Below are 12,591 nucleotides of genomic sequence, written 5' to 3' on the forward strand. Positions count from 1 at the left end.
GCCCTCTCACAGCCGCCCGCGCCAAAGAAGCAGGGTACGGTCCGCTGCCGCCGACAGGAGGGACAGGCGTCCGCCCTCGTGACGCAGGTCGAGTGCCGTGACGTCACTCGTGTGCCCGATCAGACGCTCGTGGTGGTCCTCCTCCGGGAGCCACACGTGGAGCGCACCCCTCTCCCCGCCGTAGGCGACGACGAGCCTTCCGCCGACCGAGCACGCCGTCAGCACCATGGCCTGCGCGTATCCGGCGACGCTGGAATGCAGAAGGTCGAGGCCGGGCAGACCGACCACGCTCACCCAGTGGCTCATGCCGCACACGAGGACCTCCCGGTCGCTGGACACGGCCGGGACAAGCGGTCCGAGCAGCCAGCGCACGTCCGGCTCCCCGGACGCGGACGACGGAGTCAATTCCATGGTCCGTCCGCCGCCGTCGGGCTCCCAGATTCCGAGCGTGCGGTCGCCCGCGACGCTGAACACCCGCTGTTCACCCGTCGGCGCGCCGATGGTGACGTGCCGCACGGGTGATCCGTCGGGCGGGCTGAGGTACCGCAGCGGGGGGAGCACGGCGCGATCGGGTTCACACGGCGCCCACAGACTGACCGAGCCGTCGGCACCGCCCATCACCAGCGACTCGGCTCCCCACAGATCGCCCGCCGCCATGCTGAGGACCCGGGTGCCCAGCCCGTTCAGACTGCTCACGTCCCCGGTACTCGGGTCCCAGAACTGCACCAGCCCGTCGGAACAGCCGATCACCGCCCACGTCCGCCCGGAGAACGTCCCGAGGGTCACGCTCTCGATCTGTCTGCTGATCTTTCCCTGGGACGCGATCACGTCCGTGCGGGAGGCGAGGTCCCACGTCCGCAAGGTGCCCCGGTCCGCGAACAGAGCCGCCCGGCCGTTCCCGCCGACCGGGCCCAGAAAAGCGCCCAGCGGTCGGCCCAGCGGCGGGGAGTCAAGGACAGGATCCGCCGCCGTCCGGTGCTCGGCGTCCCACACCAGGACGGCGCCCTCCGCGTCACCGGCGATCACATGGGGGCGGCCTTCGAGCTCCGTGACGAGCACACAGGTGACCAGGGACGCCCGGGCCCGGAACCGCCGCAGCTCGATGCCGTCGTCGATGCCGAGGACCCGCACCAGGCCGTCCCGGCCGCCCATGACGACCACATCCACGCCGTCGAGCCGTCCGACCCACAGTGCCTGCACCAGGTACGTCGCGGTGGAATCCGGGATGTCCGCCAGCAGGTCGCCGCTCGACGCGTCCCAGACGTACACCGTTCCCTTGCTGTTCCTGGCCGCGACCAGGTCGCGCGGCCCGTTCCGGGTGGCCGCCAGGGCGAAGAGGGTTCCTTCCGATCCACGGAGGGTGCGCAGCAGCTCACCTGTCCCCGGGTCCCAGAGCCGGGGGCCCTGCAGAACGTCCGCGGCGACGAGGACGTCGGCGCCCGCCAGCGTTCCACCCGTCAGGACGTACGGGTTCGAGGCGCGCGCGGGCGTGAACCGCCCTCGCCTCAGGGGCCGGGGGGCCTCGTGGCCGGTGGGATCCCAGAGCTTGATCTTCTTGCCGTCCGTGGTGAGCGCGAGCACCGTGCGCCCGGAGACCCGGACGACGGTCATGGCCTTCACCTCGTCACGCGAATCGACCGGTGCCGCCGTGCGGGCGATCTCCTCTCCCGTTTCCAGATCGCACACGATCACGGTGCCCTCGGTGTCGCGGACGACCACTGTCTCGCGATCGCCCAGGGTGGCGAGTTCCACGTCCGCGACGGTCCGCGTGGTGGCCGGGACGGACCGCACCTCGCGGCCCCGCAGCGGATCCCAGATGTGGACGCTGCCCCACTGGCCGGCCGACGCGATGACCGGGCCCTGCCGCGCGTGGCCGACGGCGATGTCGCGGACCTGCCCCGAGTGCAGCATGGAGCGCTGCTCGTCCCCGGCCCACAGGGCCTTCGCGACCGTCCACCGACGGTCGTCCGGGAGGGCGCGTTCGACGGCCCCGGCCAGGGCGTCGGCGCCGCTGCGGCGGGAGTTGGCGTGCAGCCGCCGCAGGCGCTCGTCGTCCGGGGCCGCCCACGAGTGCAGGCTGAGCCGGTACGCGTCCAGAGCTGCCGAACCTGGGCCGGACTCCAGCGTCCGGCCGGTCGTCAGGAGTGCGAGCGGGTCGCAGGCGAGGAGGAAGCCGGGGTCCTGGAACAGCCTTTCGAGCCGCCCGTGGCCGCACTGCGCGGCGTGCGCCGGGAGGTGGTGACGGGTGTACGAGGACACCTGGGCCCAAGCCGACACCGCGTCCCCGGCCCCCTCGCGGGCCGAGCGCCGCCCGCCCTTGCGCCGCGCACCGGCGGGAGTCAGCGCGTCGACGATCCGGCGCTGGTTCTCGGCGAAGTCCCCGAGCACGCCGGCGCAGACGTGGTCCACGAGGGACTGGTGGAAGAGCTGGACGGTCTCCCGTCCCGTCGCGGTGGACAGCAGGAGATAGTCGCCGGACATGGACCGGACTCGTCGCACATCCGCCATCGACACGGCCCGTCCCGTCAGCGCCCGGGCGACGGCCTGCCAGGTCTCGTCGACGGGCAGGCCGGTCCCTTCGGCGTACGCGAGGGACAGCAGTACCTTCGCGTCCCGCTCGCCCAGCCGGGCGGTGATGTCGGCGACGAACGCCTCGCCGCCGCTCAGGGGTAGCCGCTCGCGCCAGTCGGCGTATCTGGTCAGCGGCCTCGCGTCGTTGGTCCGCGCGTGCGCGGCCGTCCTGGCGAAGAGGAAGTTGGCCGCACCGCCGGGGGAGCCCCCCGCCGGACCGTCCACGGTGTGAGCGAGTTCGGTGATCGCCTCCACCACCTCCCGGAGGGCGCCCGCGTCGTGCCGGTACGCGGCCCCCTGACGCAGGATCCGCTCGACGTACGACGCCGTCTCCTCCGGCGTGACCGCGTAGGCGGGGCAGTCGAGGTCGACGAGCACGTCCCGGGTGGCCAGGCTGTCCAGCAGGCCCCGGCGCGTGGCCACGACGATCCGCACCCCCGGCTCCTTCGCCAGGTCGCGCAGCAGATCCGCGATGGCCCGCGCCTCCCGGCGTACGGCCAGAGCCTGCTCCGGCACGTGGCGCGCCTCGTGCCGCAGCCCGGCCTCGTCAAGGGCGTCCACCACGACGCGTAAAATCCGGCCGTCCCTGGTGTGGGCGGCGACCCCTGCGAGCAGCTCGCCGAAGGTCGGCGCGGCCGACGGACCGTCCGGTGCGCCCAGCGACAACCCGCAGGCGTGGGCCAGCATCCGCGTGATGTCGCCCGCGGTGGCGCCGCGCGCCCACACCACGGTGAGCGGCTGCTCGGACGATGACGCAGACCACTGCCGGATGACCCGCCCGAGCACGGCCGACTTGCCGCCGCCCGCCTGTCCGGTGACGACCGCCAGCCCCGGGCCGTCCCCGGCCAGCCAGTCCGACAGGGTGGACACGGCCCGCTCCCGGCCGACGAACAGGTCCTCGTCCGTACCGTTCGCGACGCTTCGGCCGAGGCTCTTCGGCCCGAAGTGGTTGTACAGGGCCTCCCGTACGAAGTCGTCGATCTGCTGCGGCGACAGGCCGAGCGTGCGGACCAGTCCGTAGGCACGGTCCACGGCCGCGTCGAACTCCGCCGCCGGTACGGGCAGGGTGAGCGCCGCGGAGCCCGCGTAGCCGGCGTTCGGGAACTAGTCGACACCGTGGGAGTTGTCGTGGCGGTCGACCCAGCCGTCTTCCTCGCCGAGCCCTGTCTCGATGCCCGCGGCGATCTCGCCCAGCGGGAGGTACGCGAAGGACGCGTACCTCGGATCCCGTTCCAGCGCGTCCCAGGCGGACAGCAGGCGCGTGACGAACACGCCGTCGCGGACGGACTGGTAGCCGCGGCCGGCGGCCAGCAGAGCGATCTGCGCGGTGTTCCGCCCCTCGGCCGGGCCCCACGGGTCCTGCCGCATCCGCGCCAGTTGGAGGTCCCCGGCCGCGGCCCCCGCGAAGCAGCAGTCGAGGACGACGAGCATCCGGTGCAACGCCGCATGCCCCTCCAGCGCACGGTAGAGGTGCGCTGACGGCACGCATCCTGCCGAGATGACCAGGCCGGACGCATGGTCCACGCCGGCCAGACCCAGGCCCGCGGCGTCGTGCACCCCATGGCCGCTGAACCAGAACACGACCCGGTCCTCCGCGGCGAAGTCGCCCTTCCGCACGCGGCTCTCGAGCAGGGCGAAGATCTCGTCGCTACTGAGGTCCTTGTGCAGCTCCGTGAGGAATCCGGCGGCCTTGAACCGTTCGGCGACGAGGTCCATGTCCGGTCGCACCGCCGGGAGGTAGCGGCCGAGTCCCGGCGGATAGTCTGGGTAGAAACCGTTGGCGACACCGATGAAATGACCTCGAGGCACCGCGCACCCCCCTCGCCACGAGCACCTTCGATCGCAGGGAGCAGCATAGAGGGTCCGCCACCCAGCCCCTCACCGCAGTTGGCGCCGCACCAGTTCGTGGAAGAGGCCGTTCGGGTCGGCGAGGAGGTCGGCCGGGGGGCCCTGTTGGACGACGCGGCCGTCCGCCATCGCGATCACGCGGTCCGCGTCCATGATCGTGGAGAGGCGGTGGGCGATGACGACGCGGGTCGCGCGGAGGGCTCGGGTGGACTCGATGACCACGCGCTGGGCCTCGTTGTCGAGGGCGCTCGTGGCCTCGTCGAGGAAGAGGACGCGCGGTTTGCGGATCAGGGCGCGGGCGATCATCAGGCGCTGGCGCTGGCCGCCGGAGATGGTGCCGCCGCCGTCCGAGAGCATGGTGTGCAGGCCCATCGGCATGGCCTGGACGTCCTCGGCGAGGCCGGCGAGCGTGAGGGCCTCCGCGACCTCCTCCAGGGTGAAGTCCTCCGCGCCGCGCACGCAGTCGAGGATCGAGCCCGAGAGCGGCTGGGCGTTCTGCAGGACGACCCCGCACTGACGGCGGACCGCCGCCTGGTCGAGGGCGGCGAGATCCTGGCCGTCGTAGAGCACGCTGCCCTCGGTCGGCCGGTCGAAGCCGATGAGCAGCCGCAGCAGCGTCGACTTGCCGCAGCCGCTGGCGCCGACGATCGCGACGAACTCCCCGGGTGCCACCCGCAGGTCCACCCCGTCGAGCACCAGCGGGCCGTCCTCCGCGTAGCGGTACGACAGCTGCCGGGCCTCGACCGCGCCGGTCAGCACGCCGGGCCGGGCCGCGCCGCCGCGCACCTCGGGCGCCGCGCTCAGGATCGGCTCGACCTGTTCGAAGACCGGCAGGACCGCCGCCACCGACAGCAGCGCGCCCGTCAGCTGGGTGACCGAGGACAACAGCATCGTCAGGGCGGTGCTGAACGTGAGGAACTCGGCCGCCGACATGCTGCCGCGGGCCGGACCGGCCAGCAGCGCGAACATCACCAGCGTGCACAGCGGCAGACACACCGCGCTCAGCACCGCGAGGGCGTTCTGGATCCGCCCCACGCGCTGCTGCAGCACCCGGGTCCGGGCGAACTCCCGCGCCCACGCGGCGTACGCGAAGCTCTCCGCCGCCGCGACGCGCAGCTTCGGCAGCCCCCGCAGGGTCTGGTACGCCTGGTTGTCGAGGCGGTTGCCGAGCTCGACGAGCCGGCGCTGGTGGCGCAACTGCCACAGGCCCAGACCCAGGAACACCGCGCCCACCACCAGGAGCATCGCGAACGCCACGAGCGCCAGCGGCACACTGTGCACCAGCAGCAGGACCAGGTTCATCACGCCGACCGTGACCGCCTGCAGGCAGACCGGCGCCACCCCCGACAGCATCCGCCGGACCGCGCTGATCCCCATGGCCGCGTTGGCCAGCTCGCCCGTCGACCGGCCGGCGAAGAACGTCGCCGGGAGTCGCAGCAGCCGGTCCCAGACGGCCGGCTGCAGGGTGGCCTCGATCCGGCCCTCCATGCGCAGCAGGGCCACGTTCTGCAACAGCAGGAACGCGGCGCCCACCACGGCGGCCCCGACCAGCGCGAGCGCCGTCCGCACGATCAGGTCGTTCTCCGCGGCCGGCACGAACTCGCCGAGGATCCGCCCCGTCGCCACGGGAACCGTCGCCCCCAGAACCATGGACACCAGCCCGCCCAGCAACAGGTCGCGCAGCTCCAGGCGGTTGCCCCGGACACAGAACCGCACCAGCCGCGGCAGGCTCATCCGGCCCTCGGGCAGCGGGCGGTAGAACATCACGGCCCGCCGCTCGAACTCCGCCTCGTTCCCGCCGTCGATCCGCTCCCGCCGGCCGGCCGGGTCGACCGCCACGTAACCGCCGCGCCGCCACAGCAGCGCCACCGGCGTCCCGTCCTCCTCGCGCCGGCCCACGAGCGGACCGCAGTTCTCCCGCCACCAGCGGCCCCGCAGCCCGACGGCCCGGGTGCGCACGCGCGAGGCGAGCGCGATGCCCTCGACCGGGTCGGTCCGCTCGTCGTCCGCCCCCGACCCCACGGTCTCGGACAGCGCGATACGGGCGTCCGCCGCGACCAGCCGGCACACGGCGAGCGTCGCGTCGACGCCGCCGCCCCGCCGGGCGCCCCGCCCCGAACGCCCGATGGCGTCGAGCAGCGCGCGGTCCGCCTCGCTGCCGGCCGCCCGGCCCGCCGCGAGACCCGCGGCCGTACGGTCCTCGTGAGCGCGCTCGCGCTCCTCGATCCAGTGGTCCAGGGCGTACAGCAGCCGGTACTGCTGCTCGACCATGCCCTGCCACATCGCCGCGTCGACGAGCAGCGTGCCCGCCGCCTCCGCCTCGTAGGCGGCTCCGTACCGGACGCTGCCGGGCTCGATCCGCATCCACACGATGTCGTCGTCCGCCCCGTGCGGCGAGGCGTCGGACGCCCCGCCGAGCGGGGCCTCGTACAGCACCCGCAGGCCGCGGCCGACGCCCAGCGCGAAGGCGCTCTCCAGCGGGCTCAGGGCGGCTGGCTCGGCGGCCCCCGGCCCGTACCACCGGCCGTCGGACCACTGTCCGTCGGCCCACTGCCCGTCGGACCAGCCGCCCTCGGACCAGCCGCCCTCGGACCACAGGCTGTCGTCCCCGTTCCCCCACCGGCTGGTCGCCCACCCGCCCTCCGGCCACGGCCCGGTCGGCCGGCCGTCCGTCTGCCACCGGCCCGGCTGCCCCTGCTCCTCGTACCCCGACCGGTGCAGCTCCCGCAGCTCCACGCGGCGCAGCAGACACTCGCGCGACGGGCGGCCGACCAGGGTGTGGCCGGCGCCCTCGGCCGGGCCGAGGAGCAGCGCGCCGGCCTCGACGCGGCCCAGGAAGTGCCAGGCGCCGAGCCGGTCGGCGGCGACGGCGAAGAGGTCGAGAGTGCCGTGCACGACGAGCCACAGCACGGACGGCCCCTCCAGCGACAGGCTCCGCAGTCCCGAGCCGTCGACCGCCGTACCGAGCCCGCCGAGCGCGGCGACCACCGGGTCATGGGCGACGGCCGTCTGCCAGGCCACGGCCTGGTCATGGGAGACGGCCGTCTGCCCGACCACGGCCTGGTCATGGGCGGCCGTCGGACGGTGGGCCGTGACCTGGTCGTGAGCGGCCGTCTGGTGGTGTGCCACGGCCTGGTCCTGGGCGACCGTCGCGTGCTGAGCCGCGGCCTGGCCATGGGGGACCGTCGGGTGCTGCGTCGTCGCATGGACGTACGGGGCCGTCGGGTGGTGCGCCGCGGGCTGGTCGTACGGGCCGGCCGGGGCGTAGGGGCCGGAGCGGTCCTGGGGCGGCAGGGCGGGGTGCGGGGTGGTCACCTCAGTGCTCCTTGACCAGTTCGGCGTACGGGCCGCCCGCGGCCACCAGGTGTTCGTGCCGGCCGCGTTCGACGACCGTGCCCCGGTCGAGGACCAGGATCTCGTCGCTGTCGCGGACGGTGCTCAGCCGGTGCGCGATGACCACGCACGCGCAGCCGCGCCGCCGCAGGTTGTCGATGACCTCGCGCTCGGTCACCGCGTCCAGGGCGCTGGTGACCTCGTCGAGGACGAGCACGCTGGGGTCGCGGACCAGCGCCCGGGCGAGTTCGAGGCGCTGGCGCTGGCCGCCCGAGAAGTTCCGACCGTCCTGTTCGACCCGGCTGTGGATGCCGCCGGGGCGCCGGGAGACGACGTCCAGGACGGCGGCGTCGGCGAGCGCGGCGACGACCGCCTCGTCCGGGACGGAGGGGTCCCACAGCGCGATGTTGTCGCGGACGGTGCCCTCGAAGAGGAAGACGTCCTGGTCGACGAAGGAGACGGACGCGGCGAGGGCGCCGCGCGGGATGTCCTCCACGCGCATCCCGTCGACCCGTACGGCGCCCTCCCACGGCGCGTACAGGCCCGCGATGAGCCGGGAGACCGTCGACTTGCCGCTGCCGGAGCCGCCGACGAGGGCCACCTGCTGCCCGGGGCCGACCGCGAGCGAGAAGTCCGTCAGGAGCGGCGCGTCGAGCGGGCTGTAACCGAAGGTGACGCGGTCCAGCTCCACATGGCCGGTGAGGCGCCGGGCGCCCCCGGGGTCGCGCCGGGTGTGGACGGGGTCGACCGGGAAGTTCTCGACGTCCTTGAGCCGGGTGACGTCGGCGGCGAAGTCCTGGATCCGGCCGGCGACGCCGTTGAGCCGGGTGATGGGCGCGGTGAAACCGGTCACCAGGGCCTGGAAGGCGACGAGCAGTCCGACCGTCAGGTGCCCCTCGACCGCCCGCAGTCCGCCGATCATGAGGATGAGCGCGCTGTTCAGCGCGGCCAGGGTGGGCGCGACGACCGCCAGCCACGCGCTGGGCACGCCGAGCCGCTGCTGCACGTCGAGGGTGACCGCGTGCTGCCCCGACCAGCGGCGGAAGAAGCCGCTCTCGCCGCCGGTGGCCTTGATGTTCTCGATGAGCTGCAGACCGCTGTACGAGGTGTTCGTCAGCCGGGCGCTCTCGGCGCGCAGTTTGCGCGTGCCGGTGGCCCGGACGTGGATCGTGATCCGCATGGCGACGACGTTCAGCAGCGCGACGCCGATGCCCACGACCGTCAGCTGCGGGTCGTACGTCCACAGCAGCACCGCGTACAGCAGCACCACGACGGCGTCGACGCCGGCGGCCGACAGGTCGCGCGCCAGGGTCTCGGCGATCGCGTCGTTGGACCGCAGCCGCTGGACCAGGTCGGCCGGGCTGCGCTGCGCGTAGAAGGCGACGGGCAGCCGCAGCAGATGTCGCAGGAAGCGGGCGCCGCCCAGGGTGGAGGAGACGATCCGGCCGCGCAGCAGGTTGGCCTGCTGCAGACCGGTGAGCGCCGCCGTGAGCACGAGCGCGGTGGCCATCGCGGCGAACAGCGTGCCGAGGAGCGAGGACCGCCCGCCGATGAGGAACATGTCGATGTACGTCCGGCTGAGGGCCGGCACCCACGCCCCGACCGCCACCAGCAGCAGGCTGGAGAGCACGGCCGCGGCCATGGTGCCGGAGGTCCCGCGCAGCCGGCCCGGGACGGCGCCGAGGACGCCCGGCCTGCGGCCGCCGCGCCGGAAGGAGGGGCCCGGCTCGAAGACGAGCACGATGCCGGTGAAGGCCGGGTCGAACTCCTCCATGGGCACGAACCGGCGGCCCTTGCCCGGGTCGTTGACCCACACGCCACGGCGGCCGAGACGCCGGCCCATCCCGTCGTAGACGACGTAGTGGTTGAACTCCCAGAACAGCACGGCCGGGGCGGCGACCTCGGCGAGCGCCGCCAGGTCCATCTGCATGCCCTTGGCCTGGAGGCCGTAACTCCGCGCCGCCTTCAGCAGGTTGCTCGCGCGCGAGCCGTCCCGCGAGACGCCGCACGCGATGCGCAGCTCCTCCAGCGGCACGAAGCGCCCGTAGTGGCCGAGCACCATGGCGAGCGCGGCGGCACCGCACTCGACCGCCTCCATCTGGAGCACGGTGGGGGTGCGCACGGTCCGCGGCCGGCGGCGCGGGATCGCGCGGCCGCGCGGGGCCGGGCGGCGGCGCGGGGCCGGGCGGGTCCGGGCGGCGCGGGTGGTCTTCTTGCGGGGGTTCACGGAAGCAGCCAGTCGACGGGGCGTTGCGAGGAGAGGTGGACGGAGCCGGAGACCGGGGTCCCGGAGTCGACCGGGTACGGGGGGCCGTCCGCGGACGACCACGCGTAGCCGGACTCGGTGGCGGAGGAGCGCTTCAGGGCCACCAGGACCGCCACCGGACTGCCCTGCCGGGTGAACTCCGCGGCGAGCCCGTCGTCACCGAGGAAGCCGCCGATCTGCGCCCGCGTCTGGGGGGCGCGGCCCACCGCGGTGACCCGGCCGCGCAGCACGCCGTACCGGTCGCGGGCGACGGACCGGACGTTCAGGTCGACGGACGCGCCCACCTGGATCGAGGAGGCGTCGCCGCCGGCCGGCACGTACAGGACGGCGACCAGCGGGTCGTCGGGGCCGGTGACGCGTTCGACGGTCGCCACGTCGGCGCCGGTCGTCACGACGGTGCCCGTCCGGGCGAAGAGCGCGGTCACGCGGCCGGCGGCCACGGCGCGCACGGGGCGGTCGCCCTGCTCGGTGCGGACGACGACGAGCGGCTGCCCGGCGGAGACCGGCCGGCCCTCCGCGACGAGGACTCCGGTCACCTGGCCGGCGACGGGGCTCTGCAGCAGATAGCGGCCCTCGGCGTGGACGAGGATGCCGGGCGCGCCGAGTTCGGAGGTCACGGTGCCGGTGAAGGCCCAGAACGCGGCGACGGCCGTCACGAGGACCGTCACGGCCAGCACGAGCCGCCCCTGCGGGCGTGCGAAGCGCACCGGGAGATCGAGTTCCTCGGGCGATTGCAGCTTGGAAAGCGCCTTTTGGCGAAACTGCATGGACTATTCCTTCGACTGCATTTCCTGAGCCGCCAAGGCCGGGCGCCTCGGAAGGGGTGTGAACCCCGGAGCGGGAAAGCCCCGGGGTTCACGACCGCGGGGTCGCTCAGAGGCCGGCGACGCCGAGGCCGGCGTTCACGTGCACGCCGGTGATGCCCTGGGCCAGGCCGGGGACGCCGTTCACGAGGCCCTCGGCGGTGGCCACGGTCTGCAGGGAGCCGACGGCGCCGAGGACGGTGTTGACGTCGCCGGTCACGGCGCCGACGAGACCGCCGCTGACGCTGACGACACCGCCGGAAACGGCGTCCAGCTCGGCGTCGTCGATCACACGGGTCTCGAGGTCGTTACGCATGAAGCGCACCTTTCATCTCAGTGGGGGGAATCCGAATTACCGCGGCGCCGCAGATCAAAGCACGCGAACGGGTGCCCGAGCGAATTCGGTTGACGCCTGATCAGCGCCGTTCGTGGACCTCGGGCACCCCGGCGTGCAGCATGTTTCACCGAATGGCGACAGCTTCTCCGCAGGGCGGAGTAACAGATTCCGGCGCCTCCCGAGGCCCCGGGGAGAAAACGGGCGCACTCCGGCAGAAGGGCGGCCCCGCGAGGCCGGCGCGCGCAGCCGCGGGGGAGGGCCGGTTCGCAGCACGCACACAATGTGCAGGTTTCCGGCAGGCGGTGCCGCGTTTCCCCGAAGGGTTCACAGCCACCCGGAGCGCTGCGCCTGGAGGGCCATCTGGAAGCGGTTCGCGGCCCCCAGACGCGCCATCAGGATCTGCAGACGGCGGAACAGGGTGCGGCGGCTGACGCCGAGTTCGCGGGCGATGACCTCGTCGCTCGCACCCCCCGCGAGCAGCCGCAACAGCCGCCGGTCGGCGGGGGCGAGCCCGGCCGGGCGGGTGGCGCGGCCGTGGAACGGCAGGGCGTTGTTCCAGGACTGCTCGAAGAGGGCCACGAGCGCCGAGAGCAGCCCGCAGGGCTGCACCACCAGCATCGTGTTCACCACGTCCGCCTCCTGGATCGACAGCGACACCAGCGCGTACGCGTCGTCGATGATCAGCAGCTTCACCGGCACCGACGGCAGCACCCGGGCCTGCTCGCCCGCCTCGATGCACGGCTCGATGACGTCCTTCAGATGCCCGGGGTGCTCCAGCGACTCCCGGGAGTACACGACCCGCTGCCTCACCCCGCGCGCGAGCGTCGCCAGCGCGTCCTCGGTCGCGCCGACCAGGGGCACGTACGGCGGCGACTCGAACTGCCGGATCTGCTCGCGCGCGCTCGCCCAGGCGTGCCGCATCCGGCGCCCGATCGCGTCCCCGGTGACGACCTCCACGAGACCGTCGTTGTACGCGGCGAGCCGGTGCCGGCGGAACGACTCGAAGGCGCCGCCGACCGCGATCCTGGACTCCTCCAGCTCCGCCGCCCGGTGCCGGGCCAGGATCTCCAGACCCGCCGCCGGCGGCACCGGCGCCACCACGTCCCCGTCACCGTCGGCCGCGCTGGCCAGACCGGCGTCGACCAGCTCCCCGTACGCCGCCGCGAGCGCGGCACCGGACACGCCCGCCGCCTCGCCGATCGAGCCGAGCGGGGCGGGCGCCCCGTCGAGCAGCGCCAGATAGACCCGGCCCGCTGCCCCCTCGATGCCCAGGAGCCGCAGTGCCTCGCCCAGTCTCTCGTTCGTCATACGCCCATTGTCGGCACCGCCCGGCCCGCCGCGTGTCCGATCAGTGCCACTGGCACTCCTCGGCACCCGGCGCCCCTTCCCCCGGCTAGCGTCCCTGCCGACGCGACGGGAACCGACCCGGACGA

The 12,591-nt window shown here is 73.9% G+C and carries 7 protein-coding genes; all 7 read right to left on the reverse strand.

Going from position 1 to position 12,591, the window contains the following annotated elements:
* Positions 1-6: 6 nt before the first annotated feature.
* Positions 7-3,603, reverse strand: coding sequence for a hypothetical protein (locus ACIGXE_RS06565; protein ID WP_399744145.1), 3,597 nt, complete (start codon positions 3,601-3,603; stop codon positions 7-9).
* Between the two features lie 72 nt (positions 3,604-3,675).
* Positions 3,676-4,380: a caspase family protein gene (locus ACIGXE_RS06570; RefSeq protein ID WP_399744147.1), complete on the reverse strand. Its 705-nt coding sequence runs from the start codon at positions 4,378-4,380 to the stop codon at positions 3,676-3,678.
* A 69-nt stretch (positions 4,381-4,449) separates the two neighbouring features.
* The gene (locus ACIGXE_RS06575; RefSeq protein WP_399745142.1) at positions 4,450-7,407 is read right to left on the reverse strand and encodes an NHLP bacteriocin export ABC transporter permease/ATPase subunit; all 2,958 of its coding nucleotides are present in this window, start codon (positions 7,405-7,407) and stop codon (positions 4,450-4,452) included.
* 328 nt (positions 7,408-7,735) lie between these two features.
* The gene (locus tag ACIGXE_RS06580) at positions 7,736-9,979 is read right to left on the reverse strand and encodes an NHLP family bacteriocin export ABC transporter peptidase/permease/ATPase subunit (protein ID WP_399744149.1); all 2,244 of its coding nucleotides are present in this window, start codon (positions 9,977-9,979) and stop codon (positions 7,736-7,738) included.
* Positions 9,976-10,785 (reverse strand): HlyD family efflux transporter periplasmic adaptor subunit, encoded by an 810-nt coding sequence (locus ACIGXE_RS06585; protein WP_399744151.1) that lies wholly within the window; start codon positions 10,783-10,785, stop codon positions 9,976-9,978. Before ACIGXE_RS06585 ends, ACIGXE_RS06580 begins: the two co-directional genes overlap by 4 nt.
* A gap of 106 nt (positions 10,786-10,891) precedes the next feature.
* Complete coding sequence (locus tag ACIGXE_RS06590) at positions 10,892-11,137, reverse strand: hypothetical protein (protein ID WP_399744153.1); 246 nt, start codon at positions 11,135-11,137, stop codon at positions 10,892-10,894.
* 345 nt (positions 11,138-11,482) lie between these two features.
* Positions 11,483-12,466 (reverse strand): LuxR family transcriptional regulator, encoded by a 984-nt coding sequence (locus ACIGXE_RS06595; RefSeq protein WP_399744155.1) that lies wholly within the window; start codon positions 12,464-12,466, stop codon positions 11,483-11,485.
* Between the last annotated feature and the right edge of the window lie 125 nt (positions 12,467-12,591).

Origin of the sequence: Streptomyces sp. NPDC053431 (genome assembly GCF_044544925.1) — a bacterium.
Taxonomy (GTDB): domain Bacteria; phylum Actinomycetota; class Actinomycetes; order Streptomycetales; family Streptomycetaceae; genus Streptomyces.